General features: G+C 61.4%; 27 protein-coding genes. 13 read left to right on the top strand and 14 right to left on the bottom strand.

The annotated features are described in order from the left end of the window. Window positions 1-100: 100 nt before the first annotated feature. The 5 genes from urtA (at window position 101) to urtE (ending at window position 5586) form a co-directional block, all read left to right on the top strand. Window positions 101-1372: an urea ABC transporter substrate-binding protein gene (gene urtA, locus MKR05_RS03500; protein WP_004205981.1), complete on the top strand. Its 1272-nt coding sequence runs from the start codon at window positions 101-103 to the stop codon at window positions 1370-1372. Window positions 1373-1433: 61 nt separating this feature from the next. Then, window positions 1434-3008 (top strand): urea ABC transporter permease subunit UrtB, encoded by a 1575-nt coding sequence (urtB, locus tag MKR05_RS03505; RefSeq protein ID WP_048297471.1) that lies wholly within the window; start codon window positions 1434-1436, stop codon window positions 3006-3008. Further along, window positions 3008-4081, top strand: a complete 1074-nt coding sequence (gene urtC, locus MKR05_RS03510; protein WP_112201575.1) for an urea ABC transporter permease subunit UrtC — start codon at window positions 3008-3010, stop codon at window positions 4079-4081. Before urtB ends, urtC begins: the two co-directional genes overlap by 1 nt. Then, the gene (urtD, locus tag MKR05_RS03515; protein WP_023289616.1) at window positions 4081-4878 is read left to right on the top strand and encodes an urea ABC transporter ATP-binding protein UrtD; all 798 of its coding nucleotides are present in this window, start codon (window positions 4081-4083) and stop codon (window positions 4876-4878) included. The genes urtC and urtD overlap by 1 nt, the downstream gene beginning before the upstream one ends. 9 nt (window positions 4879-4887) lie before the next feature. After that, window positions 4888-5586, top strand: coding sequence for an urea ABC transporter ATP-binding subunit UrtE (urtE, locus tag MKR05_RS03520; protein WP_023289617.1), 699 nt, complete (start codon window positions 4888-4890; stop codon window positions 5584-5586). 33 nt (window positions 5587-5619) lie between these two features. Here the strand turns inward: urtE and MKR05_RS03525 are convergent, their stop codons facing one another. Both MKR05_RS03525 and ydeE read right to left on the bottom strand, forming a co-directional pair. Further along, window positions 5620-6102 (bottom strand): helix-turn-helix domain-containing protein, encoded by a 483-nt coding sequence (locus MKR05_RS03525; RefSeq protein WP_023289618.1) that lies wholly within the window; start codon window positions 6100-6102, stop codon window positions 5620-5622. 129 nt (window positions 6103-6231) lie between these two features. Further along, on the bottom strand, window positions 6232-7428 hold the full coding sequence (gene ydeE, locus MKR05_RS03530; RefSeq protein WP_023289619.1) for an efflux MFS transporter YdeE: 1197 nt from the start codon (window positions 7426-7428) through the stop codon (window positions 6232-6234). 195 nt (window positions 7429-7623) lie between these two features. Here ydeE and eamA point away from each other — a divergent pair, with 195 nt between their 5' ends. Continuing rightward, the gene (eamA, locus tag MKR05_RS03535; RefSeq protein WP_023289620.1) at window positions 7624-8523 is read left to right on the top strand and encodes an O-acetylserine/cysteine exporter; all 900 of its coding nucleotides are present in this window, start codon (window positions 7624-7626) and stop codon (window positions 8521-8523) included. Between the two features lie 48 nt (window positions 8524-8571). On the opposite strand, the gene marB is transcribed toward eamA, so the two are convergent. The 3 genes from marB to marR are packed head-to-tail and all read right to left on the bottom strand — an operon-like array spanning window position 8572 to window position 9660. Continuing rightward, window positions 8572-8790 (bottom strand): multiple antibiotic resistance protein MarB, encoded by a 219-nt coding sequence (marB, locus tag MKR05_RS03540; protein WP_048297476.1) that lies wholly within the window; start codon window positions 8788-8790, stop codon window positions 8572-8574. 34 nt (window positions 8791-8824) lie between these two features. Further along, window positions 8825-9205, bottom strand: a complete 381-nt coding sequence (marA, locus tag MKR05_RS03545; protein ID WP_004205971.1) for an MDR efflux pump AcrAB transcriptional activator MarA — start codon at window positions 9203-9205, stop codon at window positions 8825-8827. Between the two features lie 20 nt (window positions 9206-9225). Next, complete coding sequence (marR, locus tag MKR05_RS03550; RefSeq protein WP_004143563.1) at window positions 9226-9660, bottom strand: multiple antibiotic resistance transcriptional regulator MarR; 435 nt, start codon at window positions 9658-9660, stop codon at window positions 9226-9228. Window positions 9661-9921: 261 nt separating this feature from the next. Between marR and MKR05_RS03555 the strand changes: the two genes are divergently transcribed. Then, the gene (locus MKR05_RS03555; protein WP_004205969.1) at window positions 9922-10590 is read left to right on the top strand and encodes a MarC family NAAT transporter; all 669 of its coding nucleotides are present in this window, start codon (window positions 9922-9924) and stop codon (window positions 10588-10590) included. 69 nt (window positions 10591-10659) lie between these two features. Here the strand turns inward: MKR05_RS03555 and MKR05_RS03560 are convergent, their stop codons facing one another. Beyond that, on the bottom strand, window positions 10660-11859 hold the full coding sequence (locus tag MKR05_RS03560; RefSeq protein ID WP_032452773.1) for a sugar transporter: 1200 nt from the start codon (window positions 11857-11859) through the stop codon (window positions 10660-10662). A 201-nt stretch (window positions 11860-12060) separates the two neighbouring features. Here MKR05_RS03560 and MKR05_RS03565 point away from each other — a divergent pair, with 201 nt between their 5' ends. Further along, a complete protein-coding gene (locus MKR05_RS03565; RefSeq protein WP_023289623.1) occupies window positions 12061-12852 on the top strand; it encodes a PhzF family phenazine biosynthesis protein in 792 nt (263 codons plus the stop codon). 50 nt (window positions 12853-12902) lie between these two features. On the opposite strand, the gene MKR05_RS03570 is transcribed toward MKR05_RS03565, so the two are convergent. From MKR05_RS03570 to MKR05_RS03595, 6 genes are all read right to left on the bottom strand, one after another. Beyond that, a complete protein-coding gene (locus tag MKR05_RS03570; protein ID WP_117128814.1) occupies window positions 12903-13580 on the bottom strand; it encodes an SDR family NAD(P)-dependent oxidoreductase in 678 nt (225 codons plus the stop codon). After that, window positions 13577-14050 (bottom strand): YhcH/YjgK/YiaL family protein, encoded by a 474-nt coding sequence (locus MKR05_RS03575; protein WP_032452776.1) that lies wholly within the window; start codon window positions 14048-14050, stop codon window positions 13577-13579. The genes MKR05_RS03570 and MKR05_RS03575 overlap by 4 nt, the downstream gene beginning before the upstream one ends. After that, on the bottom strand, window positions 14047-15213 hold the full coding sequence (locus tag MKR05_RS03580; RefSeq protein WP_223065306.1) for an exo-alpha-sialidase: 1167 nt from the start codon (window positions 15211-15213) through the stop codon (window positions 14047-14049). The genes MKR05_RS03575 and MKR05_RS03580 overlap by 4 nt, the downstream gene beginning before the upstream one ends. A 3-nt stretch (window positions 15214-15216) precedes the next feature. After that, a complete protein-coding gene (locus MKR05_RS03585; protein WP_032452778.1) occupies window positions 15217-16626 on the bottom strand; it encodes a sodium:solute symporter family protein in 1410 nt (469 codons plus the stop codon). 76 nt (window positions 16627-16702) lie between these two features. Continuing rightward, window positions 16703-17587, bottom strand: a complete 885-nt coding sequence (locus MKR05_RS03590) for a dihydrodipicolinate synthase family protein (protein WP_049014017.1) — start codon at window positions 17585-17587, stop codon at window positions 16703-16705. A gap of 14 nt (window positions 17588-17601) precedes the next feature. Further along, window positions 17602-18750 (bottom strand): iron-containing alcohol dehydrogenase, encoded by a 1149-nt coding sequence (locus MKR05_RS03595; RefSeq protein WP_049014016.1) that lies wholly within the window; start codon window positions 18748-18750, stop codon window positions 17602-17604. Window positions 18751-18934: 184 nt separating this feature from the next. Here MKR05_RS03595 and dtnK point away from each other — a divergent pair, with 184 nt between their 5' ends. The 3 genes from dtnK to MKR05_RS03610 are packed head-to-tail and all read left to right on the top strand — an operon-like array spanning window position 18935 to window position 21912. Beyond that, window positions 18935-20170: a D-threonate kinase gene (gene dtnK, locus MKR05_RS03600; RefSeq protein ID WP_238875592.1), complete on the top strand. Its 1236-nt coding sequence runs from the start codon at window positions 18935-18937 to the stop codon at window positions 20168-20170. Next, window positions 20163-21149 (top strand): D-threonate 4-phosphate dehydrogenase, encoded by a 987-nt coding sequence (locus MKR05_RS03605; protein WP_032452794.1) that lies wholly within the window; start codon window positions 20163-20165, stop codon window positions 21147-21149. The genes dtnK and MKR05_RS03605 overlap by 8 nt, the downstream gene beginning before the upstream one ends. A gap of 1 nt (window position 21150) precedes the next feature. After that, window positions 21151-21912 carry a DeoR/GlpR family DNA-binding transcription regulator gene (locus MKR05_RS03610; protein WP_060590747.1) on the top strand — a complete coding sequence of 254 codons (762 nt, stop codon included), beginning with the start codon at window positions 21151-21153 and terminating at the stop codon, window positions 21910-21912. A gap of 21 nt (window positions 21913-21933) precedes the next feature. On the opposite strand, the gene MKR05_RS03615 is transcribed toward MKR05_RS03610, so the two are convergent. Then, window positions 21934-22878: an L-lactate dehydrogenase gene (locus MKR05_RS03615; protein WP_050534210.1), complete on the bottom strand. Its 945-nt coding sequence runs from the start codon at window positions 22876-22878 to the stop codon at window positions 21934-21936. A gap of 145 nt (window positions 22879-23023) precedes the next feature. Here MKR05_RS03615 and MKR05_RS03620 point away from each other — a divergent pair, with 145 nt between their 5' ends. Then, window positions 23024-23506 carry a GNAT family N-acetyltransferase gene (locus MKR05_RS03620; RefSeq protein ID WP_032452796.1) on the top strand — a complete coding sequence of 161 codons (483 nt, stop codon included), beginning with the start codon at window positions 23024-23026 and terminating at the stop codon, window positions 23504-23506. Here the strand turns inward: MKR05_RS03620 and ptrR are convergent. Further along, window positions 23460-24338, bottom strand: a complete 879-nt coding sequence (gene ptrR / locus MKR05_RS03625) for a putrescine utilization regulator PtrR (RefSeq protein WP_023289635.1) — start codon at window positions 24336-24338, stop codon at window positions 23460-23462. The genes MKR05_RS03620 and ptrR overlap by 47 nt on opposite strands. A gap of 106 nt (window positions 24339-24444) precedes the next feature. On the opposite strand from ptrR, the gene sad reads away from it, so the two are divergent. Further along, window positions 24445-25830: a succinate-semialdehyde dehydrogenase gene (sad, locus tag MKR05_RS03630; protein ID WP_004205961.1), complete on the top strand. Its 1386-nt coding sequence runs from the start codon at window positions 24445-24447 to the stop codon at window positions 25828-25830. Window positions 25831-25853 lie beyond the last annotated feature (23 nt).

Raw genomic sequence — 25853 nt, forward strand, 5'->3', positions numbered from 1 at the left:
TGCGCCGCATCCCGCTGTTCTCACAACCTGGCACCGTTTTTGCCTTATCACCTCTGGTTAGCTGTTAATTCTTTATTTTTGCGCTACTCAGGAGTGAATCATGCAACGAAGAACGTTATTAAAAGCTTTTGCACTCTCCGCCTCTGTAATGGCTATGGGTCTCTCATTCCAGGCCTATGCCGCCGACACCATTAAAGTCGGGATTATGCATTCGCTCTCCGGGACGATGGCGATTTCCGAAACGCCGCTGAAGGACGTCGCCCTGATGGCCATCGACGACATCAACGCCAAAGGCGGGGTGCTGGGCAAGAAGCTGGAGCCGGTAGTGGTCGACCCGGCCTCCAACTGGCCGCTGTTCGCCGAGAAGGCGCGCCAGCTGCTGGCCCAGGACAAGGTGGCGGTGGTGTTCGGCTGCTGGACCTCGGTCTCGCGTAAATCGGTGCTACCGGTGTTTGAGGAGTTGAACGGCCTGCTGTTCTACCCGGTACAGTACGAAGGGGAAGAGATGTCCCCCAACGTCTTCTATACCGGCGCGGCGCCTAACCAGCAGGCCATCCCAGCGGTGGAATACCTGCTGAGCGAGGACGGCGGCGGCGCCAAACGCTTCTTCCTGCTGGGAACCGACTACGTCTATCCGCGCACCACCAACAAGATCCTTCGCGCCTTCCTGCATGCCAAAGGGATCCAGGACAAAGATATCGAAGAAGTCTACACCCCGTTCGGCTATAGCGATTACCAGACCATCGTCGCCAATATCAAAAAATTCTCCGCCGGCGGCAAAACGGCGGTGGTCTCCACCATCAACGGCGATTCCAACGTGCCTTTCTACAAAGAGCTGGCTAACCAGGGTCTGAAAGCGACCGACGTGCCGGTGGTGGCCTTCTCGGTGGGGGAAGAGGAGCTGCGCGGCATCGATACCAAACCGCTGGTCGGCAACCTCGCGGCATGGAACTACTTTGAGTCGGTGGATAACCCGACCAATAAAGCCTTTGTCGCCGACTATCGCGCTTACGCCAAAGCGCACAAGCTGCCGAATGCCGATACGGTGGTGACCAACGACCCGATGGAGGCGACCTGGGTGGGTCTGCATATGTGGGCGCAGGCGGTGACCAAAGCCGGCACCACCGACGTGGACAAAGTGCGCGACGCCATGGCCGGGCAAACCTTTAAAGCGCCGTCCGGTTTTACCCTGACGATGGATGCCACCAACCACCATCTGCATAAGCCGGTGATGATCGGTGAAATCGAAGGCAACGGCCAGTTCAATGTGGTCTGGCAGACCGATGAGCCCGTCCGCGCGCAGCCGTGGAGCCCGTGGATCCCCGGTAATGATAAGAAACCTGACCATCCGGTGAAAACCGTCAGCCAGTAAGCGCCAGGGCCGACGGGGCGGGAGCGTCGCGCCCGTCGGCCGCTGACCAGAGGAGAACGACATGAACGCATTGCGTCTCATGAGTGTGTTGGCGCTGCTGCTGAGCTTGCTGCCATGGCGGGCGCAGGCCGCGGAGGCGGATGATTTCGTCGCCGCCAGCCGCAGCCAGCAGGCGCAGCTGTTGACCCAGTGGGCGGCGGCGCCGCAGGCGGATCGCCTGCCGTTGCTGCGGGCGTTAACCAGCGAAAGCCTGGTGATGGACGACGGAAAACATGCCTTCAGCGCCAGACAGGGCGGCTTACAACCGCTGGGCGCCGCCGCCGCGCCGCAGGGCGACACCCGGCCGGTCCGTCTGACCAACCGCCTGCGCAATCTGGCTGCCGGCGCGCTGGCCAGCCATCTTATTTTAAGTGACAACGTCACAGAGCGAGCGTCCGCGGCGCGCACCCTGCAGCGGGAAGCGACCCCGGCCATGGCCGCCCTGCTGCAGCAGCGGCTGAAGGCGGAAAGCGATGATAATGTGCGGGGCCTGCTGGAGGTGGCGCTGGCGCGCCTGCAGTTGACTCAGCCTGAGGCCAGCGCGCGGCTGGCCGCGGTGACGCTGCTCGGCCATTCCGCGGACCCGGAAACCCAGGCGCTGCTGATCCCCTTTACCGATGCCCAGCATGAGCCGGAAGCGGCGGTGCGCGAGGCGGCCAGCGACAGCCTGCAAAAGATCAAACATCGTCTGCTGCTCGGCGATCTGCTGGGCCAGGCCTTTATGGGGCTGTCGCTGGGCTCGGTGCTGCTGCTGGCCGCGCTGGGGCTGGCGATCACCTACGGCCTGCTGGGGGTGATTAACATGGCCCATGGCGAGATGCTGATGATCGGCGCCTACAGCTGCTGGCTGGTACAGCAGGTCCTGGCGCAGCTCGCGCCGCAGTGGCTGGCCTTTTATCCGCTGGTCGCGCTGCCGGTGGCCTTCCTGGTCACCGCCGGGATCGGCATGGCGCTCGAGCGCACCATTATCCGTCATCTGTATGGTCGGCCGCTGGAAACGCTGCTCGCCACCTGGGGGATCAGCCTGATGCTTATTCAGCTGGTGCGGATGCTGTTCGGCGCGCAGAACGTGGAGGTGGCGAACCCCGCCTGGCTCTCCGGCGGCGTGCAGGTCCTGCCGAACCTGATCCTGCCGTGGAACCGGCTGGCGGTGCTGGCGTTCGTCCTGCTGGTGCTGTGCTTCACCTGGCTCATCCTGAACCGTACCCGCCTCGGAATGAACGTCCGCGCCGTGACGCAGAACCGGGCGATGGCCGCCTGCTGCGGCGTGCCTACCGGGCGGGTGGATATGCTGGCCTTTGGTCTCGGATCCGGTATTGCCGGGCTGGGCGGCGTGGCGCTGTCGCAGCTTGGCAACGTCGGCCCGGAGCTGGGTCAGGGCTATATCATCGACTCGTTCCTGGTGGTGGTCCTGGGCGGCGTCGGCCAGCTGGCCGGCAGCGTGGCGGCAGCCTTTGGGCTGGGCATTTTCAACAAAATTCTTGAACCTCAGATGGGCGCGGTGCTGGGCAAGATCCTGATCTTGGTGATGATTATTCTGTTTATTCAGAAACGCCCGCAGGGCCTGTTCGCGTTGAAAGGGAGGGTGATTGACTGATGAGCCAACCCATTACCTTAACGCTGGCGCAGCGCGCGCCGCGGCCTCTGCGCTGGCTGGGGGTCCTGTTAGTGCTGGGGCTGCTGAGCATGCCATTCCTGGCGCTGCTGCCGGCCTCCCATCCGCTGGCGGTGCCGAGCTGGCTGCTGACCCTGAGCGGTAAAATCCTCTGCTACGCCATCGTGGCGGTGGCGCTGGATCTGGTCTGGGGCTACGCGGGTATGCTATCCCTTGGCCACGGGATTTTCTTTGCCCTCGGCGGGTACGCCATGGGCATGTACCTGATGCGCCAGGCGGCGGGGGACGGTCTGCCGGCGTTCATGTCTTTTCTCTCCTGGGACGAGCTGCCCTGGTTCTGGTGGGGCACGCAGCATTTCGCCTGGGCGATGGCGCTGGTGGTGCTGGTTCCCGGCCTGCTGGCGCTGGTTTTCGGTTGGTTCGCCTTCCGCTCGAAGATCAAAGGGGTCTATTTCTCGATCATGACCCAGGCCTTGACCTATGCCGGTATGCTGCTGTTCTTTCGCAACGAGACCGGGTTTGGCGGTAACAACGGCTTCACCGGATTTACCACGCTGCTGGGCTTTCCGGTCACCGCCACCGGCACCCGGGCGGCGCTGTTTATGGCCACGGTCCTGCTGCTGTTGCTGACCCTGTGGCTGGGCTCGGCGCTGGCGCAGAGTAAGTTTGGCCGCATCCTCACCGCGGTGCGGGATGCCGAGAACCGCCTGATGTTCTGCGGGTACGACCCGCGCGGCTTCAAGCTGCTGGTGTGGACGCTGTCGGCGGTGCTCTGCGGCCTGGCGGGGGCGTTATACGTCCCGCAGGTGGGGATCATCAACCCCAGCGAAATGTCGCCGACCAACTCCATCGAGGCCGCCATCTGGGTGGCGCTCGGCGGGCGCGGCACCCTGATCGGCCCGGTGCTTGGCGCCGGGCTGGTCAATGGCGCGAAAAGCATTTTCACCGTGGCGATGCCGGAGTACTGGCAGCTGTTTCTTGGCCTCATGTTCATCATCGTGACCCAGTTTTTACCCCGCGGGGTGATGGGGCTGCTGCGTCGAGGAGACCGCTAATGCAACCGGATGAAGGACTGTTTACCCGCCAGCTGCCCGGAGATCGCTTCCGTGCGCAGACCGACCCGGTACTGCAGCTGGAGAACATTAACGTCAGCTTTGACGGTTTCCGGGCGCTGACGGATCTGTCGCTGGCGATAGGCGTCGGCGAGCTGCGCTGCGTGATCGGCCCCAACGGCGCGGGCAAGACCACCCTGATGGACGTGATCACCGGCAAAACCCGGCCGCAGAGCGGCAAAGCGATCTATGACCAGTCGGTGGATCTGACCACTCTCGACCCGGTGGCCATCGCCCGCCAGGGTATCGGGCGCAAGTTTCAAAAGCCGACGGTCTTCGAAGCGCTGACGGTGGCGGAAAATCTCGCCCTGGCGATGAAGGGGGATAAATCGGTGTGGGCCAGCCTGCGCGCCCGGCTGAGCAGCGAACAGGACGATCGGCTGAATGAGGTGCTGCGCCTGCTGCGCCTCGACGGCGAACGCTACCGTCAGGCGGGTCTGCTGTCCCATGGCCAGAAACAGTTTCTTGAGATCGGCATGCTGCTGGTGCAGGAGCCGCATCTGCTGCTGCTTGATGAGCCAGCGGCCGGCATGACCGATGCGGAAACCGAATATACCGCGGAGCTGTTTCGCACGCTGGCCGGACAGCACTCCCTGATGGTGGTGGAGCACGACATGGGGTTTGTCGAGACCATCGCCGACCGGGTGACGGTCCTGCATCAGGGCCAGGTGCTGGCGGAGGGGTCGCTGCGGGAGGTGCAGGCCAATGAGCAGGTCATTGAAGTTTATCTGGGACGTTAAGGAGCGCCAATGTTACAGGTGAGTCAGTTACATCAGTACTACGGCGGGAGCCACATCTTGCGCGGGGTGGATTTTACCGCCCGTCAGGGCGAAGTCACCTGCCTGCTGGGGCGCAACGGCGTCGGTAAGACCACGTTGCTGAAATGTCTGATGGGGCTTATTCCGGCGCGCAGCGGCGAGGTGCGCTGGCAGGATCAGAACATCACCCACCGTAAACCGCACCAGCGGGTGCAGGCCGGGGTGGCCTACGTCCCCCAGGGACGCGAGATTTTTCCTCGCCTGACGGTGGAAGAAAACCTGCTGATGGGGCTGTCGCGCTTTCCCGCCCGCGAGGCGCAGCAGGTGCCGGAGGAGATTTACCAGCTTTTCCCGGTGCTCAAGACCATGAAGCAGCGGCGGGGCGGTGACTTATCCGGCGGTCAGCAGCAGCAGCTGGCGATCGGCCGCGCGCTGGCCAGCCGTCCGCAGCTGCTGATCCTCGATGAGCCCACCGAGGGGATCCAGCCCTCGGTCATCAAAGAGATTGGCGAGGTGATCCGTCAGCTGGCGAGCCGCGGGGATATGGCCATTCTGCTGGTGGAGCAATTCTATGACTTTGCCGCCGGGCTGGCGGACCACTACCTGGTGATGTCGCGCGGCGCCATCGTCCAGCAGGGAAAGGGCGGAGATATGGAAACCGACGGCGTGCGCGCCCTGGTGACTATCTGATCGGGCCGGCGGCGCGCGCCGCCGGTTTCCATGCTATTTACGCAGCAGCCGCTGCAGGCGCGCCTGGCGCCAGTTTTTGATCCATTCGCCAAAGACGAACAGACGTAATCCTCTCACCACCAGCAGAGCGCCCCAGATCAGGGCGACCCAGCCGGACCAGTAGTACTGCGGGTTCGTGTACCGGTTGAGCACCGCCAGCAGCACGCAGACCACCAGCGCCACCGACAGCGAACGAAAAAAGCGACTCTCCTGCTGCACCCGCGCTTTCGCTTCCTCTATACGCAGATCCAGCGAAGCTTGCGGACCCGGCGCGCCCTCCCGCGAGGCTTCGCCGCCGATCTCGGCCACCGTCACCTCAAAGACCGCGGCGAGGGCGCTGAGGGTCTCCAGCCCCGGGCGTTCGCCATTCTCAATGCGCTGGATCGTGCGGACGCTGAGCCCCGCCATTTCGGCCAGCTGTTCCTGGGACCAGGCGCGCTGCAGCCGTAATTGTTTGACCTGATTGATGCTGTTCATATTCATATGCTCCATGACGTTCTGCGGATGTAAACCTGTGATGGAGTATGGAAAAGCGGGCCGTCAGCCACCACGACAGCGACCCGACAACGGCCCGACAGCAACCTGACAGCCGCATGTCAGCTGGCGTCAGGCCCTGGCCAGCGGAGAATCCGGCTGCCAGGGACGGGCATTCATCCCCCGGAAAATCATCAGCCAGGCGGCGACAATGGCCGCGATAAGAATGACAAACAGCGACCAGTGCGGCAGATGGGTGAGGATCAACCCGGTGAACATCGGGTTGAAGGCCGCGCCCAGCCATCCCAGCGACTGAGCGGAGAAGTAGCTGGCCTTCATTCCCGGCGGGGCGATATGGTCAATCAGCATATACTCGCCGGGGGCATAAATCACCTCGCCAAGGGTGAAGATCGCCGCCGAGATCCCCCACGCCCACAGGCTGGCGCCGGAGAACATAAAGCCCACGAGGCCGATCACAAAGCAGACGGTACCGAAGGTCATCAGCGGGCGGATATTTCTCGCGCTCAGCCGCCGGCCAACGGCGTACTGCAGGGCGACGACCACCGCGGCGTTAACCGGCAGCACCACGGCCACGACTTTCTCGGCGAAGTCGCTGCTGGCGACCACCAGCACGTACTGCGAGATACAGGAGGCGAAGGCGCCGCCGACGAAGGAGGCCAGCAGCCCGGAACAGGTAAACCACAGCAGCGCGCGGTCGCGCAGCAGCACCGAAGGCGTCCAGGCGGCAGCTCCCGGCTGGGCGGCGGCGGCCCCATCCCGCTGGAGAAATAGCTGAATAAACACCAGCGGGAAGGCGGCGCAGGCCGCCGCCAGCCAGAAGGGCAGATTAATGCTGTGCATCACCAGCAGCGTGCCGATAGGCGGCCCGACGGTCCAGCCGATGTTGAGGATGGTGTAGTTCAGCGAGAAGATGCGCGCTTTTTTCTCCGCCGTCAGCCGGTCGGCGAACCAGGCTTTCAGTACGGTGGAAAAGACCGAATAGGCGCAGTTGATCAGCGCAAAGAAGATCACCACCAGGGTCGCGTTATGGACCAGCGGTATCGCGCTGAAACCGAGGATAAATACCAGCACTGACCACACCATATAGCGCTTTTTGTCGAACTTGTCCGCGAGGATGCCAAAGCCCATGCTGAACAGCACGCCGACCACCAGGGCCAGCGACAGGGCGTAGCCGATCACATCCACCTCCAGCTGATAGCGTCGGGTGAGGTAGATGGTCATAAACGGCAGTGTGGCCCCGCGGCCGATAGTCAACAGTAACGACGATGCCAGCAGCGCGATGGTGGAGCGCCGGAGTGTGGTGATCATGATTTCCTTGCCTGTCATGTTGTTATAATTTTATGTCTTCGATCACAAATAACACGGTCATCACGCCTTGTACAGGTCGCCCCGGTCGCGATCGGCACTTCTGAACCTGCCAAAAATAATGATCTATCCTGGCGGCCGCTTTTTCGCTACTTTGATTTTGTTCACAAAAATTCTAATAACGACAGAGGCAGGGGTATGACGAGGAAAGATGGACTGCTGGCGCTGCTGGTAGTGGTGGTGTGGGGGCTTAACTTCGTGGTGATTAAGCTGGGATTGCACAATATGCCGCCGCTGATGCTGGCGGGCCTGCGCTTTATGCTGGTGGCCTTTCCAGCGCTGCTGTTTGTCGCCCGGCCAGCCATTCCGTTGCGCCTGCTGTTGGGCTATGGCCTGACCATTAGCTTTGGCCAGTTTGCCTTTCTGTTCTGCGCTATCGGCCTGGGCATGCCGGCGGGGCTGGCGTCGCTGGTTCTGCAGGCGCAAGCCTTCTTTACCATCATCCTCGGCGCCTTCGTCTTTGGCGAACGCCTGCAGGGCAAGCAGCTGGCGGGGATCGCTCTGGCGATCTTCGGCGTGCTGGTGCTGGTGGAGGGGAGCCTCGGAGGGGAACATGTCCCGCTGGTGGGCTTTATGCTGACCCTGGCGGCGGCGCTCAGCTGGGCCTGCGGCAATATTTTTAACAAAAAAATCATGTCCCAGGCGACCCGGCCGCCGATCATGTCGCTGGTGGTGTGGAGCGCATTGATCCCGGTGCTGCCGTTTATGCTCGCCTCGTGGCTGATCGATGGCCCGCAGTTGATGCTGGCGAGTCTGCGCCAGATCGATGTGCTGACGGTTCTCTCGCTGCTTTACCTGGCGTTTATCGCCACTATTGTCGGCTACGGTATCTGGGGCTCGCTGCTGGGGCGGTATGAAACCTGGCGGGTGGCGCCGCTGTCGCTGCTGGTGCCGGTGGTGGGGATGGCCAGCGCCGCGCTGCTGCTGGGAGAGACGCTGAGCGGGCTGCAGCTCGCCGGGGCGGCGCTGATCATGGCCGGGCTCTATATCAACGTTTTCGGACTGCGTCTGGTGCGGCCGGGCATGGCGCGCGGGTAAAAAAAAGCCCCGGAGACGGGGCTATACACAAGTATGCGTGTAATGGCATCACAGGTCGTGCTGCTGGTAGTACGGCACGCCAAGTTCGTCAGATTTATCATTGCCGGCCGCCATATGATTGAAATCAAACGGCGAGTCGTTATGTTCCGAAGGGATAATCATTGTGTCACGCTGGTTTTGCCGCACCGGCGTGGTGGTTTGCTCCGCATAGCTGAAGCTGGATGCCAGCGACAGAACGACGATGGCTGCGGCAGCGAATAGTTTCATGATTTCCTCAATACGTCTTTAATAATGCAGGCGATTAACAACAGTTATTTAGCGGATGCAGATAGCGGGATTCGCCAGGTACATTCGTTATGCGATATTTGTGGGGCGGAACATCGAAATAGTTTTTAAACGTTCGCGTCAGGGTCTGCTGCGATTCGAAACCGTAGCGTTCCGCCAGGTACAGGATTGGCTCATTGCTCTGCTTGAGCTTTTGCGCAATCTCCGTCAGCTTACGGCTGCGGATGTACTGGCCGAGGGAATGGCCGGTCTCTTTCTTAAACATACGTTGCAGGTGCCACTTGGAGTAACCTGAGCGCTCAGACACTTTTTCCAGCGACAGGGGCGATTCCAGGTTATCCTCGATCCACGACAAAATACTATGGATAGTGATGGCGTCATTATTACGTCTGGACATCATCTTACCTCTTCTTATTTTTACGGCAGGACCTTCTTGAGGAGTTGCTCAAGCATGGCGACTTCGTCCGCCGACAGATTTTTTGTTAACTCCTGGTGTAACTTCTGACCCACAACCTGATGACACTGCTCGCAAAGGGCTGCGCCGTCTGGCGTCAACTGCACCAGCACGCCGCGCTTGTCAGCGGGGTTGGGTAACCGTTCAATCCAGCCTTTACACGCCAGGCGGTCGAGCATACGCGTCATCGCGCCCGGGTCGACGGAAAGCACGGTTTTCAGCTCAACGGGGGTAATACATACCTCGCAACGAATGGAACAGAGCACCCGGAACTGGGTCGCGGTAATATCCATGGGTGAGAGGTAGTCGTTGAGCAGGCGATCTTTTTTCTGGTTAACCATCTGGATCAAGCGGCCCAGCGGGATCATCTCGTTGAACAGGTCGCTGGTACTTTTCATGATGGTTGCCCAGGCAATGATTTAGTTGCGAGTGATACTATTGCCCAGGCAATCATAAGTCAACATTATGAATTGGCCGATGCCACGATTTGCTAAAACAAGAAAATTCGACACGGGTCACTGTTTGTGAATTTTCTAACGCTTGTTAATTTTTGGCGAAGGTGATTGATCAGCAGGCTGGCGTTGGAATTGTTGAAGCCGGTATACTCACGGCGTGAAACCATCCTTAAAAAATGAATATTTACGGGGCTTTTTTTAACTATGTTTGATTTGTTTAAAGCGATAGGGCTCGGCCTGGCGGTGCTGTTACCGCTGGCGAATCCGCTGACTACCGTGGCGCTGTTCCTTGGCCTGGCGGGCAATATGAACAACGCCGAGCGGAACAAACAGGCGTTGATGGCTTCGGTGTATGTCTTCGCCATCCTGATGGTGTCGTGGTATGCCGGCCAGGTGGTGATGAATACATTCGGCATATCAATACCTGGGCTGCGTATCGCCGGGGGGTTGATTGTGGCCTTTATCGGTTTCCGCATGCTGTTCCCCCAGCAAAAAGCCCACGATTCGATGGAAGCGAAGATCAAATCGGAAGAGCTTCAGGATGAGCCAACCGCCAATATCGCCTTTGTGCCGCTGGCGATGCCAAGCACCGCCGGTCCGGGCACCATCGCGATGATCATCAGTTCCGCCTCAACCGTGAAGCACGGCGTGGACTTCCCGGAGTGGGTGGTGCTGGCGGCGCCGCCGATTATCTTTGCCCTGTTGGCGATCATTCTCTGGGGTTGCCTGCGCAGTTCGGGGGCGATTATGCGTCTGGTAGGCAAAGGCGGCATTGAGGCCATTTCGCGGCTGATGGGCTTCCTGCTGGTCTGCATGGGCGTGCAGTTCATTATTAACGGCGTGCTGGAGATCATTTCGACCTGGCATCCCTGACCGCGGTGATGCGCAGAGAGACAAAAGCCCGCCGGCGCGATACCGACGGGCTTTTTTTTTGCGGCTCAATCAAGAGTGGTGCGGTTGGTGCTCTTCCAGCGATACCGGCCAGCGACGGAAGATCAGCAGGGCCCAGATCAGGCCTGCCAGCGCCGGGATGGCGCCGATGTAACCGATGGAGGCCATAGAGAGGTGCAGACTCACCTGGCTGCCCACCAGCGCGCCGGCGCCAATACCGATGTTAAAGATGCCCGAGAACAGCGACATGGCGACGTCGGTGGCGTCCGGGGCGGAGGCCAGCACTTTCACCTGCATGCCGAGACCGATAATCATGATCGCCACCCCCCAGAAGATGCTGAGCAGCATCAGGTGGTGCGGGTTATGCGAGGCCGGCAAAAGCAGCAGCAGACAGGCCAGCAGCAGGCCGATGGCGAGGCTTATCAGCCCCGAAGCGTGCTGGTTACCGAGCTTGCCGAACAGAATGCTGCCGATAATCCCGGCCCCGCCGAGGATCAGCAGCAGTACGGTGGCAAAATTGCCGCTCAGACCCGCCACCGTCTGGACGAAGGGTTCGATATAGCTGTAGGCGGTATAATGGGCGGTCACCACCACCACGGTCAGAATGTACACGCTGACCAGCGCCGGGCGACGGAACAGCACCGGCAGGCTTTTCAGCGAGCCTGAGTGTTCGCTCGGCAGCGTCGGCAGCAGTTTCACCAGGCAGGCCAGAGTGGCTAAGGCGCCGAGGCCGATCGCCAGGAAGGTCATCCGCCAGCCAAAATACTGGCCGATGATGCGGCCGATCGGAATGCCAAACACCATCGCCAGCGCGGTACCGGTGGCGATCAGGCTCAGCGCCTGCGCCCGTTTGCCCGGGGGCGCCATGCGGATGGCCAGCGCCGACGTTATCGACCAGAACACCGCATGGGCGAAGGCGATGCCGATGCGGCTGATGACCAGCACGTCAAAATTCCATGCAAAGAACGACAGCACATGGCTGGCGATAAACAGAATAAACAGGCCGATGAGCAACCGCCGACGCTCCACTTTGCTGGTCAGCAGCATAAACGGCAGCGACATTAACGCCACCACCCATGCGTAGATGGTCAGCATCATGCCCACCTGGGCGGTTTCCATGCCGAAGCTGTCGGCAATATCCGACAGCAGACCGACCGGGGCAAATTCTGTGGTGTTAAAAATAAACGCGGCGATGGCCAACGTCACGACACGTAGCCACGCTACCTTGCGTGAGACCGTATTCGTAGTCATAAGCTCTGGACTGGTGATTCAGGGGAAGATGTGACGCTGATCTTAAAACGTTTGCTGGCGAAAAGACAATCATTTTGTGATCTGCATCTCATTTCACTGCAAACGCCCAGGTGCGGTTAAGCAATTAATTTTGCTATGGATAGTGTCAGGGGGGCGCTTTTATGTCATGTTGAAGGAAAGTAAAAAAAGTAAGGACAGTGTATGCAGGAAATACAATTTTATCTGGTCGATGCTTTCAGCGATAAAAACTTCGGCGGCAATGCCGCGGCCGTTTGCCCCCTCAGCGAGTGGTTAGCCGACGATGTGCTGCTGAAAATGGCCCAACAGCATAACCAGTCCGAAACGGCGTTCTTCGTCCGCACCGACGAAGGCTATGAGCTGCGCTGGTTTACCACCCTTGGCGAGATCAACCTCTGCGGCCACGCCACCCTGGCGACGGCGCACGTTATTTTTGAATATCTCGACCATCCCTCGGCGACGATTACCTTTAGCACCCGTTTTGTCGGCGACCTGCGGGTGACCCGCAGCGGCGACTGGCTGACGCTCGACTTCCCGGCGTGGACGACCACCCCGGTGGCCAATCCGCCGGCGGACCTGCTGGCCGGGCTGGGCCTCGAGGCGGCTGTCGAGGTACGGGAAGGGCGCGATTATCTGGTGCTGCTGGCGGATCGCCGGCAGGTTGAAGCGGTGCAACCGGACATGGCGCGCCTGCAGACGCTCGGCAAAATGATCTGCGTGAGCGCGCCGGATGAGGAATATGACTTTGTCAGCCGCTTCTTCTGCCCGGGAGAAGGGGTGCCGGAGGATCCGGTGACCGGCTCCGCCCACAGCATGCTGATCCCCTGGTGGGGCGACAAGCTGGGGAAAACCACCATGATGGCGCGCCAGGTCTCCGCCCGCGGCGGGGATCTGCGCTGCCAGTGGCAGGGCGACCGGGTGCTGATCGGCGGCCAGGCCACCACCTATCTGCGCGGGACTGTCTATTTGCGTTAATCCTCACCGCCGCGTCGTTCCGTTGTCCGGGGACGGCGCGGCGTGCGTCATCAGGCAAGGGAGGCGCCACCGCACATCACCAGCTCCTGTCCGGTCATCGCCGATGCGCCCTCACTCAATAACCAGCTTATCAGCGAGACCACCTCCTGCGGGGTAATGAGCCGCCCCAGCGGCGGCAGCCGCGGCGGAGAGCTTTCCCTGCCAGGCTGATGGAGCATCGGCGTATCGGTTGCCCCGGGCGCCACCACGTTGACCGTCACTCCAGCGGGCGCCAGCTCTGCCGCCCAGCTTCTGGCAAGGGCGACCAGCGCGGCTTTGGTGGCCGTATACTGGGAACGACCCGCTGCGCCTCGTGATGTTCGGCTTCCCAGCAGAACAACCCTCCCGCCCGGCGCCATGGCCGGGGCGAAGTGATTGACCAGCGTTTGGGCCGCGTCGACATGTAAACGCCACAGCGACTCGCCGCGCAGTGGATCAAGATTGCCCAGGGGCGCGGCGGTCATCGAACCCGCGGCGTGGATGATGGCCTGAGGAGGCTCAATCTGTTCCAGCGCCGCCAGCAGCGCGCTGCGTTGGCTGACATCGACCTCCAGATGGCGAAAGTTCGGCTGTGAGAAGGGCGGCAGCGAACGGCTCATGCCGACCACCTGCCAGCCGTCCTCCAGCAATTGCCTCACCACCGCGGCGCCGATCCCGGAGCTGGCCCCGGTGACTATGGCCCGCTTCATTGCGCCTCCAGCATCGCTGCCGGTATCTTGAATACCGCCTTTCTGACCGGCGCTGGCGTCGAAACCGCACACAGCGCCTGGTGCGGTTCGCCGGGGTAAAAGACCGCGAAGTCGCCGGGACGCAGCAGAATAGAGACACTCTCCGGGGCCGGCTGACAGAGATAGAGGTCGGGCTTAAGCTCATTATCCTGCGGGCGCATCACGGCAGCCATGCCCGCCTGGATCCGCTCCTCGCCGGCCAGGATGACCTGAATATCCGCCCACTGGCGATGATATTCCGTATGCCGCTCGGCCGCAGGCTGGGTTTGCGCCACGCCGAGGGTGCAGAACCACGGCGCGCCGTCGGGCTGGAAGCGGCCATCCTCTCTGGCGCTCAGGGCGGCCAGCGAACAGTCCTCGCTGCTCAAAAGCTGCTTTAACGCTGGCGGCAGACCAGCCTGGTGCAGCGCCTGCAGGGTACCGATAATCATGCGCTTTCTCCTTTCACCCACTGTGGAGAAACGCGAACATACTTGATCGCCTGGCGGTACCAGGTGTAGGCGATATGCAAATTACCGTCTGCTCCCTGTTTGATGCTGGGGTAGGAGAACTCCCGGTTCAGCTTCTGCTCCGAATTATTGGTCATGCAGTAGCCGTCGCCCTCGTCAAGATTACGCAGCCACGGCCAGCTTTTGCCGCCGTCAGGCGAGATCGCCACCGTCATCGGCGCGCGGGGCGCGCCCCAGAAGGCGCTTTTTCCGGTTGTTTCCGGCTCCTTACGGCCATCGTCATCCGCAATTTCATCGTACAGTGAGGCTCGGCGTTCGGTGGCCCCGGCGGCGCTCATATTATTAAACACCAGCGCCAGTTCGCCATTGTCGAGAGTCGTCGCCTGAATGGACGAGTTGTTGTTCGGCAGCGTCGTTGGCACCGGCGCAGACCAGCTTTCACCCTGGTCGCTGGAGCGGCTGAACCAGATGTGATCCGCCCAGCGACTGCGAAAGAAGGCCGCCAGTCCGCCGTCGGGATGCGCGGTGATGCTCATATGGACGCAGCCAAGACTCTCCGGGACCGCCACGTCGCGCCAGCTTCTGCCGCCGTCGGAGGAGATCTTCACCGCGCTGACGTCATTGTTACCCACCCATTTCTCGCCGGGTGCAGTGCGGCAGTAAAACACCGGCAGCAGCCAGCTGCCGTCAGGCATGACGCTAATCGGCTGGCGAATAAAGGTACCGGGCTGATCCAACAGGGTGTCGATGGCTCCCCAGCTTTGCCCGCCGTCGTGTGACTGGCGGTAGCGCACAATGGCGGTATCCTGGTTGCCGGCGAATTGCGCCGTCCATAACAGCCACACTACCTGGTCCGGCGCCTGAAACAGCACCGGATTTTGTTCCGAGCGGTCAGGATCGTCGGAGAGCTTAACCGCTTCGCTCCAGCGATCGCTGCCGGGGGCTAACCGCGAACCCCAGATCGAAATGTCGGCTTTCCCCTCCTGGGAGCCGCCGAACCAGACGCACATCAGGCTGCCATCATCCAGCTGAAGCAGGTTGGCGGCATGATTTTGCGGGCAGGCGTTGGGGAGCATCGCCCATGCGATATGTTCATCTTGCTGGTGCTGGCGAATGACGCCGTCGAAAGAAGGAATTGCGGACATGTTTTAGACTCCACGTTGCTCAACAGGGGCAGGGGATGATTGTGATTTATTCGGGATCAGGCGATCGATGACCATAATGATCGCCGGGGTCGCCAGGGCGATATACATGTTATTGATGCCGAACGGGTCGCCAAGTAAATACCAGACGGAGGTCACCACGCAGGCGCCGATCAGACCGGCATTGGCGCCGCGGGTGCTCCTGAAGAAGGGGGCATAGAAGGCGATGACCGCCACCACGGTAATGGACAGGCGGATGGCGCGGGTGAAGAAGGAGAGTTTCAGCACTTCCGGCACCAGCAGCACAAAGATCAGCGGCAGGAAGCCGATAATTAACGATGCCCAGCGCGTGGCTCTGAACTCCTGATCCGGGGTCGGGTTACGCCATGGTACGTAGAAATCTTTCACCACCAGCGAGGCAATGGCCAGAGCAACGGTACTTACGCTGACGAATATCGAGGCCACAAGTGACGTTGTCACGAGTCCCGCCAGCCAGGGATTCATGTCCTGCAGAAATACCGGCAGGGCGTACAGGCTGTTGATTTCCGGATGCAGATACTTCGCCGCCACGCCGATGATGGCGATGGCAAGGGCGATGGGCAGGCAGAAAAAGAAGGCGATCCACGTGGAGCGCTTTGCTGACCGGACGTCTTTGGTGGAGCTGATCGCCTGGATAACAAACTGGGTGCAGAAGATGGAGCCGATAGTGCCGATAAGCCAGGCGAAGATAGTGCCAGCGCCAATGTTGCCATCCCACGTCCAGTAGTAATCCGGCATCTTCTCAATCATCGGCGTGAAGCCGCCGGTTTTGGACAGAGCAAAACCCAGAATGATCAGCAGACCAGCGTATTTTAACGCGCTGTGTAACATGGTGACCCAGGCGACGCCTTTCATGCCGCCGAAGGCGAAATAGAAGGTACTGACGATGGCGGTAATAAAGGCGGCCACGGGTAAGTTGACTTTTAAGACGGTGGAAATAGCCGCAGCGCCGCTGACGTAGTTGCCTACGTTAACCAGCAACAGCGCATAAATCATGATCAGGGAGATAATATTTTTGGTACTGGTGCCATATTTCTCAGCGATAGCCCCGGATATGGTGATTTTCCCGGTGTTATAGATGCGCTTTACCAGAATCAAACCGAACAGCGGGAAGCCGATGGCCGCCCCCAGCACGGACCATGAGGCGGCAATTCCGCTCTCAAAGGCGGCCTGAGCGGTACCGATGGTTGATTTGGCGCCAATATATTCCGACATCAGTAATATACCGACAATAAAGGCCGGCATGGCGCGCGAGCCTTCCATAAAATCCCCGGAATTCTTACTACGAATACGGAATGTCAGCCAGGTGGTAAACAGAATATAGGCAATGACAATGCCGACAATAATAAAGGTATCTTCAGCGGTAAAATGATTCATCTTAGCCTCTCTCTGGGCGTACGAATCCTGGGTACGGCGGTACCCGGTCTGTTTTATTTACGAAACGCAGCGGGTATTACGCTAAATAACGGGCAATGATGCCGCGTATTTCCTGCAGCTGCTGGTCACTAAACTGCACCGCGTAGCGGCTGTCGCCCACCTCATGGCCCATCAGCTGCAGCGCTTTTTTCACCGCCGCGGGTGAGAACGCTACGTTGTACAGGTCGGTGCGCAGGCCCGTTACCCGCTCCTGCGCCTGGCGCGATCCGGCGATATCTCCAGCATGGAACAGCGACCAGATAGCGTTGATCTCGGCAGGCGCGACGTTGGCAAGCCCCGAGATGCAGGCAGAGCAGCCGTCGACGAACCCCTGATGGATAAGCGAGTCCGGGCCGTTGAGAACGTCGAAACCGTCAATGTCGCGTACCGCGTCAAGAAAGCCTTTCAGACTGTCGTAGCTGCCGGCGCTATCCTTGATGCCAATGATATTGTCGTGCTGCGCCAGCTTACGCGCTGTCTCCGGCGCAAGGGTGTTACCGGTGCGGGCGGGAATGTTGTAAAGAAAGAGCGGGACGCTCAGCGCGTCGGCGATCGCCGTATAGTGGTTTATCAGCTCTTCCTGCTTCAGGGGCACGAACCACGGGGTAATGGCCGATACCGCGTCAACCCCGAGGCGGGCGATCTGCTGGCCAAGCCGGCAGGTCTCCCGCGTGGAAACCTCCCCGATGTGGGCTACCACCGGCGCGCGACCGGCGGCCGCCTCCACGCAGGTTCTGGCGACGGCGATCTTCTCTTCCTCATTGAGGACAAAAAACTCGCCGTTGGTGCCGCCGCAGAATATGCCGTTGCCCGCGGCGATCTGGCGCTGCACCTGCTGCTGCAGCGCTGGCAGGTTAAGGGCTCCCTCGGTGGTAAAGGGGGTAACGATGGCGGTGAGTACGCCGCTAATGGCTCTCCTCATTTGATTTTCTCCTGTTAGGCATGTTCCGGAAACAGCGTCTGGTAGATAGCCGCGATCTCTTCACGGCTGACGCTGCAGGGGGCGTTATTCATCAGGCGTTTAACGTTCTGCGCCGCCGCGCTGAGGGCGGGGATGCTGTCTGCGGGAACGCCGAGCGCGGCGAGGTTATCGGGCAGCGGTAAGCGTTTGACCAGCGCCGCCAGCCATGCCACCAGCGCATGGGATTTCTCTTCCTCGCTGAGGGTGAGGTCCGCGTCGGGGATCAGATCCCAGACCTGAGCGAACTTCGCCACCGCGTGGGGGCGGACCACCCGCATGCAGGGCGCCAGCAGAATGGCGTTGGCCACCCCGTGCGGCAGGTGCCAGGTGCCGCCGAGCGGATAGGAGAGCGCATGCACCAGATGGGTGCCGGCATGGTTGATCGCCGCGCCGCCGTACCACGAGGCCCAGAGCATCTCCAGCTTCGCCGTCAGATCCTGCGGCTGATCCACCGAGCGTTCGATATGACGCACCAGCTTGTGTAAACCGATTAACGCCGCGTTATCGCTTACCGGGTTGGCCACGGTGGAGGTGAAACACTCCAGCAGATGGCACAGAGCATCGATCCCGGTCGAGGCTGCGATGCTGGCCGGCATGCTGGTGGTCAGCTCCGGCAGCAGGGCGACGTAGTCCGGGAGCAGCACCGGGGAGATGATCCCCACTTTGGTCTGCTGCTCGGGGATCGCCAGAATAGCGTTCGGCGTTGCTTCGGAGCCGGTCCCGGCGGTGGCAGGGATCAGCAGGGAGCATAGCCGTCGTTGCGGCTGTTCACCCGCCAGCAGGGCCGTCAGAGTGGGGGCTTGCGGATGCAGCAGCACCGACAGCAGTTTCGCCACGTCCAGTACGCTCCCGCCGCCAATGCCGACGACCATCTGCGGTTGAGAAGCGCCCAGCTGGCTGACGATCTCCGCCACATCCTGATGACTGGGCTCGGCAGGCACACTGTTAATGACCTCAACCTGGCGCCCGTCTGCCGCCAGCAGGCGATGGATCGCCCGGGTCGCCTCCAGCGCCCCGACGTTCTTGTCGGTCACCAGCAGGATACGGGTTTTATCTGCCAGCAGCGGGAGCAGGGCCGATGAGGCGCCAGCCCCGCTGATGATCGTGCTGTGTATCGTCGCCACGCGTTTCTCCTTGGTAGTGGTTGATTGAATTCAATCATTCACGAGTCGTTCTACTCGTGTGGTGGGGAAAAGTTATAATTTATACGGCGGTTTAATAACTTGAGCTTGCTCACATTTAATCAAATATGATTGAATATAATCAATTTCAGGTTTGCAACGTTTACAACGACCACAAGGCAGGACAATGAAAGACGGCAATAACAGCGTGCTGGTGCTGGCAGATGACTTTACCGGAGCCAATGACGCCGGGGTCAGCCTGGCGGAGGCGGGCATGTCGGTAGAAGTGGCATTCTCCGCCGGGCAGGCGTCATCCGCCCGGGCGTTAATACTCAACAGCGACAGCCGGGCGATGACTGCCGGCGCGGCCGCCGACAAGGTCACCGCTCTGCTGCGCGGCGCGGCGCGATTCGCCCCGCGCTGGCAGATAAAGAAGATCGACTCCACGCTGCGCGGCAACCCCGGCGCCGAACTGGAAGCGATGATGACGGCGCAGGGCTGCCGGGTGGCGGTTGTGGCGCCGGCTTACCCGGCGGCCGGGCGGCATACCCGGGACGGACGCTGCTATGTACACGGGATACCCCTCGATCACACCGAATTTGCCAGCGATCCGAAGACGCCGGTTAGCCGGGCGGATATTGCCGGCATTCTCGCCATGCAGAGCCGGCTGCCGAGCCGGTCGCTGAGCGCCGCCCAGCTTCCGGGAGCGTTAGCGACGGCGGGCGAAGCGAGGCAGGTACTGATTATCGACGCCTGGGAAGAGTGTCATCTGGATCAGGTCATTGACGCCGTCGCTCCTCATGCGCAGGAGACCCTGCTGGTCGGCTCGGCAGGCCTTTGCGAGGCGCTGGCGCGCCGCCTGCGCCGCAGCGAGCAGGGGCCGCTGCTGGCGGTGGTCGGCTCGATGAGCGAGATGGCGCAGCGCCAGGTCGCGGCGCTGCAGGCTCATTCCCGAGTGAGAAAGATCGAAATTGATGTCGAACAGGCCTTTAGCGGATCGCCGAAGGAGGAAGCCTCGCGGATCGCCGAGGTGCTGCGTGAGGGTGATCACTGCGTGGTGACCACCCGCCCGAATAACGCCGTCCGGCACGGGATTGAAGCCCAGTGCCGCGAACGCGGTCTCAGCCGTGCGGCCTACGGGGAGCACATCTGCGCCTGGCTTGCCGACGTTACGGCACAGGCGGTGGCGCTGTGTCCCCCTGGCGCGCTGTACCTCTCCGGTGGCGATGTGGCCATCGCCGTGGCTCAGGCGCTCGGCGCCACCGGTTTTCAGATCCGCGGCCGGGTCGCGGAGTGCGTCCCATACGGATATTTCCTCGGCGGCCGCTGGTCGCGGCCGGTGATGACTAAAGCCGGAGGATTCGGCACCGACACCACGCTATTACATGTTGTGAATTTTATTGAGGAGAAACTGAGTGTCTAACATCATTGCAGTCACAATGGGCGACCCGGCAGGGATTGGTCCGGAGATTATTATCAAATCCCTCGCCGAAGGAGCGCTGAGCGGCGCGCCGGTGGTGGTGGTGGGCTGCGCGCAGACGCTGCGGCGTATCCTGGCGTTAAACATCACCCCGCGGGCGGAGCTACGCATCATTGACCATCCCGCCGAGGCAAGCTTTGCCCCGGCGACGATTAACGTCATCGATGAGCCGCTGAGCGACCCGCAGGGGTTGCGTCCTGGCGAAGTGCAGGCCCAGGCCGGGGATCTGGCGTTTCGCTGCATTAAGCGGGCGACCCGCCTCGCGCTGGAGGGCGCCGTCGCGGCCATCGCCACCGCGCCGTTGAATAAAGAGGCGCTGCATCTGGCGGGGCATGCTTTTCCCGGTCATACGGAACTGTTGGCCCACCTGACGCAAACCACCGATTACGCCATGGTGCTGTACACCGAAAAGCTTAAGGTTATCCATATCACCACCCATATCGCCCTGCGCCAGTTCCTTGACACCCTCAACCAGCCGCGGATCGAGACAGTGATTGGCGTGGCGGATCGCTTTCTGCGCCGGGTCGGCTATCAGCGTCCGCGCATTGCGGTCGCCGGCGTGAACCCGCACGCCGGGGAGAACGGCCTGTTTGGCGATGAAGAGATCCGCATCGTCGCCCCCGCGGTTGCCGCCATGCGGGAGCAGGGAGTGGAGGTAACCGGCCCCTGTCCGCCGGACACGGTGTTTATGCAGTGTCATGAGGGGATGTACGACATGGTCGTGGCGATGTATCACGACCAGGGGCATATTCCGCTGAAGCTGCTGGGATTCTATGATGGGGTCAATATCACCGCCGGGCTGCCGTTTATCCGCACCTCTGCGGATCATGGCACCGCGTTTGATATTGCCTGGACAGGTAAAGCGAAGTCTGAGAGCATGGCAACCTCCATTGAGCTCGCCATGCACATCGCGCAGGAATAACATGAAGGGATATAACCGGTTAGAGCAGATTATGGACTTCCTGAAAAGCCATAATCTGGTGACAGTCGACCAGCTGGTGGCGGCGACCAACGCCTCGCCAGCCACCATTCGCCGCGACCTGATCAAACTCGATCAGGAAGGGGTGATCAGCCGCACGCATGGCGGGGTGACGTTGAACCGGTTTATTCCTGCCCAGCCGACGACGCTGGAGAAAGCCCAGCGCAGCCCGCTGGAAAAGCAGGCGATCGCCAGCGCGGCGGCAGCGCTGGTGAAAGCCGGCGACGCCATTGTGCTTGATGCCGGCACCACCATGATTGAACTGGCGCGGCAGATCACCCATCTGCCGCTGCGGGTGATCACCAGCGATTTACATATCGCCCTGTTTTTGTCGGAATTTAAGCAGATTGAAGTGACGATTATCGGCGGGCGCATCGATGACAGCAGCCAGTCGTGCATCGGCGATCACGGCCGCCGCCTGCTGCAGACCATCTGGCCCGATCTCGCCTTCGTCAGCTGCAACGGCTGGGACCTTGAGAAAGGGATCACCGCCCCGACGGAGGAGAAAGCCGCCCTGAAACGCGATCTGATGGCCAATGCTCGCCGGCGCATTCTGCTGGCGGACAGCTCCAAATACGGCGCCTGGTCACTCTTCAACATTGCCCCGCTGGAGTCGTTGACCGATATCGTCACCGACGGCCACCTGCCGGAAGCGACCCGCGAGGCGCTGGCGACCCTTTCCCCTCAGCTGATCATTGCCGACTGATCCAGACGTCGCCGTCTGCCGTCAGGGCAGACGCGCGATATTGGCTTTGATCACCGCAACCGACTGGCTGAACTTCGTCTGTTCTTCGCCGGCCAGCCGCAGTTCGATAATCTGCTCCACGCCCCCCTGGGCCAGCACCGCCGGCACCCCAGCCGCCGCGCCGCTGACCCCGTACTCACCGTCAAGAATGCAGGAGACCGCCAGCGCACGGTGGCTGCCGGTAAAAATATTGCGGCAAATCTCGGCGATGGTGCCTGCCACGCCATATTCCGTACAGCCTTTGCCGGCGTAGATCTCAAACCCCAGCTTGCGCACTTTGTCGGCCATCGCCTCCCGGTCGAGCGGCCGGCCGGTGCGTTGCTGGTAGAGGTCGGCGATCGGCGTGCCATATACCGAGGAGTGCGACCATACCGGAAACTGGGTATCGCCGTGCTCGCCGAGGATAAAAGCGTCGATGCTCTGGGCGCCAATGTTCAGCTCCTGCGCCAGCAGACGACGCAGGCGGGTGGTATCCAGCCAGACGCCGGTGCCCAGCACCTGGCTGCGCGGCAGGCCGGAGAGCTGCCATACCTGCCAGGTGATGATGTCACACGGGTTGGTGGCCACGAGGAAGATGCCGTTAAACCCGTTGGCCATCATGGTCGGCACAATGCTCTTGACGATTTTCGCGGTAGTGGTCAGTTCATCGAGACGGCTCTGGCCGGGGCGCAGCGCGCCGCCGGAGACGGTGATCACCGCGATGTCGACATCGGCGCAGTCGCTGGCCTCGCGGGTGGAGATGGTCATCATCCCCGGCAGATAGGCCGCGGCGTCGCTGAGGTCCTGAGCGTGGGCCTCGGCGCGCGGCTGGTTAAGGTCGACGAGGATCAGCTCCTCACAAATGCTCTGGTTGAGCAGGGCGTAGGCCGCTGACGCGCCGACGTTACCGGCGCCAATAATCATCACTTTACGGGCTTTGGTGCGCATATTCAGGTCTCAAAAACGGACGGCAGGGAATAAAGTTACTGCGTTTCAGTTAGTTAGCGCAAGTGGTGGGCGGCAATATAAGTTAATGCTATGGCGGAAACCGTTCCGGGGCGCGCTACAGTGGCGTAAAAAAAGGAGCTCACCTATGTATACCATCACCGACATCGCCCCCACCGACGCCGAATTTACCGCCCTGATTGCCGCCCTCGACGCCTGGCAGGAGACACTCTACCCGGCGGAGAGCAACCATCTGCTGGACCTCGGCCAGCTGCCGCCGGAGACAGTGATCGCCATGGCGATCCGCAGTCCGCAGGGCGAAGCCGTTGGCTGCGGGGCTATCGTCCTCAGCGATGAAGGTTTTGGCGAGATGAAGCGGGTCTATATTGATCCACAGCATCGTGGGCAACAGCTGGGAGAAAAGCTGCTGGCGGCCCTGGAGGCGAAAGCGCGCCAGCGCGACTGCCATACTCTGCGCCTGGAGACCGGCATCCATCAGCACGCGGCCATCACCCTCTATACGCGCAACGGCTATCAGACCCGCTGCGCGTTTGCTCCCTACCAGCCCGATCCGCTCAGCGTCTTTATGGAGAAACCGCTGTTTGCCGATCTTCGTTCAGCAGCGCTATAAACGCTTCCAGCTGGCGGGTTTTGGCGCCCCGGCGCCACACCAGCCAGGTGGTGAGCCAGCGCCACTCTTCCGCCAGCGGCCAGGCGGAAACCTGCTGATGGCCCGGCATACTCTCCAGCATACTGCGCGGGATCAGCGCCAGCCCGGCGCCGGCGATCACGCAGGCCAGCATCCCGTGATAAGACTCCATCTCATGGATCCGGCCCGGAGTAGCTCTGTCGGCATGGAACCAGCTCTCAAAATGCCGGCGGTAGGAACAGTTGGCGCGAAAAGCGTAGACATTAGCCCCGTTCACTTCGCTGGCGCGGGCGATGGGCGCGTGGCCGTAGGGGGCGACGATCATCATCTCTTCAGGGAACACCGGTAGCCCCTCCAGGCCCGGGTGCACCAGCGGTCCGTCAACGAACGCGGCGCTCAGGGCTCCCTCCAGCACGCCGTCGATCATCGTCCCGGAGGGGCCGGTGGAGAGGGCGAGATGAATTTTCGGGTAGCGCTGATTAAAGTGGGCCAGGGTGGTGGGGATCCGCACCGCCGCGGTGCTCTCCAGCGAACCGAGAGAGAAGAGTCCCTGGGGTTCGTCGCCCGCCACTACCATTCGCGCCTCGTCCACCAGGGCGAGGATCTGCTGGCTGTAGCGTAAGAAGCTGTGGCCCGCGGGCGAGAGGCGCAGCCGCTGGTTCTCGCGGATAAACAGCTCAACGCCAAGATCCGCCTCCAGCTGGCGGATGCGGGTGGTGAGGTTGGACGGCACGCGATGCACTTTCTGCGCTGCCTGGGTGATGCTGCCGGTGCTGGCGACGGCGTTAAACATCTCTAGCTGAGTCAGGTCCATACTATTCTTCTTTTGTGAATGCGTTGCTTAATATTATTCATTTTCAATGAATGGAAAGGTAAGCCAGAATACGTTCACTTCGCAAGCAACGAGAGAGAGAATAACGATGAATTTATCTGCAACGCACGCCGTCTCCGTCAACCCGACTACCGGCGAGGTGGTCTCCTCGCTGCCGTGGGCCAGCGAACGCGAGGTCGACGCGGCTATCGCTCTCGCCGCGGCGGGCTATCGCCAGTGGCGTCAGACGCCGCTCGCCGCACGCGCCGACGCGCTGCGCCGCATCGGGGCCGAGCTGCGCGCCCGCGGTGAAGAGGTGGCCCAGACGATCACTCTCGAGATGGGCAAACCGATTGCTCAGGCTCGCGGCGAGGTGGCGAAATCCGCCAATCTCTGCGACTGGTATGCCGAACATGGCCCGGCGATGCTGGCGACCGAAGCCACCCTGGTGGAAAATAACCAGGCGGTGATCGAATATCGTCCGCTGGGGGCCATTCTGGCGGTGATGCCGTGGAACTTCCCGGTCTGGCAGGTGCTGCGCGGCGCGGTGCCGATCCTGCTGGCCGGCAACAGCTACCTGCTGAAGCACGCCCCGAACGTGATGGGCAGCGCCCGCCTGCTGGGCGAGATTTTTGCCGCCGCCGGCCTGCCGGAGGGCGTGTTTGGCTGGGTCAACGCCACCAATGACGGCGTTTCGCAGATTATCAATGACGACCGCATCGCGGCGGTGACCGTCACCGGCAGCGTCCGCGCCGGGAAAGCGATTGGCGCTCAGGCGGGCGCAGCGTTGAAGAAATGCGTGCTCGAGCTGGGGGGATCCGATCCCTTTATCGTTTTGAACGATGCCGATCTGGATGAAGCGGTGAAGGCCGCCGTCACCGGCCGCTATCAGAACAGCGGCCAGGTGTGCGCCGCGTCGAAGCGCTTTATCCTCGAAGCCGGCATTGCCGAGGCCTTCACCCGCAAATTTGTCGACGCCGTCGCGGCGCTGAAGATGGGCGATCCGCGCGACGAGCAGAATTACGTCGGGCCGATGGCGCGATTCGATCTGCGCGATGAACTGCACCAGCAGGTAACGGCGACCCTCGATGAAGGCGCAACCCTGCTGCTGGGGGCGGAAAAAATCGAAGGGGCGGGCAATTACTATGCGCCAACGGTCCTGGGCAACGTCACCGCCGGCATGACCGGCTTCCGCCAGGAGCTGTTTGGTCCGGTCGCGACCCTGACCACCGCCCGTGACGCAGACCATGCGCTGGCCCTCGCCAACGACAGCGAATTTGGCCTGTCGGCAACGGTCTACACCACCGACGAGGCGCAGGCCCAGCGCTTTGCCCGCGAGCTGGAGTGCGGCGGTGTCTTCCTTAATGGCTACTGCGCCAGCGACGCCCGGGTGGCTTTCGGCGGCGTGAAGAAGAGCGGTTTTGGTCGCGAACTGTCGCATTTTGGCCTGCATGAGTTCTGCAATGCGCAGACCGTCTGGAAAGACCGTCGCTAATCTGCGTTTGCCCCTGACGACCG

The organism is Klebsiella sp. K5-204 (genome assembly GCF_030128585.1).
In the GTDB taxonomy this organism is placed as follows: Bacteria; Pseudomonadota; Gammaproteobacteria; order Enterobacterales; family Enterobacteriaceae; genus Klebsiella; species Klebsiella quasipneumoniae.

Excerpts from the sequence above, each read along its gene's own strand:
- marA (WP_004205971.1), bottom strand. The coding sequence starts at position 9,205 with ATGTCCAGACGTAATAATGACGCCATCACTATCCATAGTATTTTGTCG.
- MKR05_RS03615 (WP_050534210.1), bottom strand. The coding sequence starts at position 22,878 with ATGCGCACCAAAGCCCGTAAAGTGATGATTATTGGCGCCGGTAACGTC.
- MKR05_RS03620 (WP_032452796.1), top strand. The coding sequence starts at position 23,024 with ATGTATACCATCACCGACATCGCCCCCACCGACGCCGAATTTACCGCC.
- MKR05_RS03590 (WP_049014017.1), bottom strand. The coding sequence starts at position 17,587 with ATGAGGAGAGCCATTAGCGGCGTACTCACCGCCATCGTTACCCCCTTT.
- marR (WP_004143563.1), bottom strand. The coding sequence starts at position 9,660 with ATGAAAAGTACCAGCGACCTGTTCAACGAGATGATCCCGCTGGGCCGC.
- MKR05_RS03525 (WP_023289618.1), bottom strand. The coding sequence starts at position 6,102 with ATGAACAGCATCAATCAGGTCAAACAATTACGGCTGCAGCGCGCCTGG.
- MKR05_RS03585 (WP_032452778.1), bottom strand. The coding sequence starts at position 16,626 with ATGAATCATTTTACCGCTGAAGATACCTTTATTATTGTCGGCATTGTC.
- urtC (WP_112201575.1), top strand. The coding sequence starts at position 3,008 with ATGAGCCAACCCATTACCTTAACGCTGGCGCAGCGCGCGCCGCGGCCT.
- MKR05_RS03555 (WP_004205969.1), top strand. The coding sequence starts at position 9,922 with ATGTTTGATTTGTTTAAAGCGATAGGGCTCGGCCTGGCGGTGCTGTTA.
- marB (WP_048297476.1), bottom strand. The coding sequence starts at position 8,790 with ATGAAACTATTCGCTGCCGCAGCCATCGTCGTTCTGTCGCTGGCATCC.
- urtB (WP_048297471.1), top strand. The coding sequence starts at position 1,434 with ATGAACGCATTGCGTCTCATGAGTGTGTTGGCGCTGCTGCTGAGCTTG.
- ydeE (WP_023289619.1), bottom strand. The coding sequence starts at position 7,428 with ATGATCACCACACTCCGGCGCTCCACCATCGCGCTGCTGGCATCGTCG.
- MKR05_RS03580 (WP_223065306.1), bottom strand. The coding sequence starts at position 15,213 with ATGTCCGCAATTCCTTCTTTCGACGGCGTCATTCGCCAGCACCAGCAA.
- MKR05_RS03560 (WP_032452773.1), bottom strand. The coding sequence starts at position 11,859 with ATGACTACGAATACGGTCTCACGCAAGGTAGCGTGGCTACGTGTCGTG.
- MKR05_RS03575 (WP_032452776.1), bottom strand. The coding sequence starts at position 14,050 with ATGATTATCGGTACCCTGCAGGCGCTGCACCAGGCTGGTCTGCCGCCA.
- urtE (WP_023289617.1), top strand. The coding sequence starts at position 4,888 with ATGTTACAGGTGAGTCAGTTACATCAGTACTACGGCGGGAGCCACATC.
- ptrR (WP_023289635.1), bottom strand. The coding sequence starts at position 24,338 with ATGGACCTGACTCAGCTAGAGATGTTTAACGCCGTCGCCAGCACCGGC.
- dtnK (WP_238875592.1), top strand. The coding sequence starts at position 18,935 with ATGAAAGACGGCAATAACAGCGTGCTGGTGCTGGCAGATGACTTTACC.
- eamA (WP_023289620.1), top strand. The coding sequence starts at position 7,624 with ATGACGAGGAAAGATGGACTGCTGGCGCTGCTGGTAGTGGTGGTGTGG.
- MKR05_RS03570 (WP_117128814.1), bottom strand. The coding sequence starts at position 13,580 with ATGAAGCGGGCCATAGTCACCGGGGCCAGCTCCGGGATCGGCGCCGCG.
- urtD (WP_023289616.1), top strand. The coding sequence starts at position 4,081 with ATGCAACCGGATGAAGGACTGTTTACCCGCCAGCTGCCCGGAGATCGC.
- sad (WP_004205961.1), top strand. The coding sequence starts at position 24,445 with ATGAATTTATCTGCAACGCACGCCGTCTCCGTCAACCCGACTACCGGC.
- urtA (WP_004205981.1), top strand. The coding sequence starts at position 101 with ATGCAACGAAGAACGTTATTAAAAGCTTTTGCACTCTCCGCCTCTGTA.
- MKR05_RS03565 (WP_023289623.1), top strand. The coding sequence starts at position 12,061 with ATGCAGGAAATACAATTTTATCTGGTCGATGCTTTCAGCGATAAAAAC.
- MKR05_RS03610 (WP_060590747.1), top strand. The coding sequence starts at position 21,151 with ATGAAGGGATATAACCGGTTAGAGCAGATTATGGACTTCCTGAAAAGC.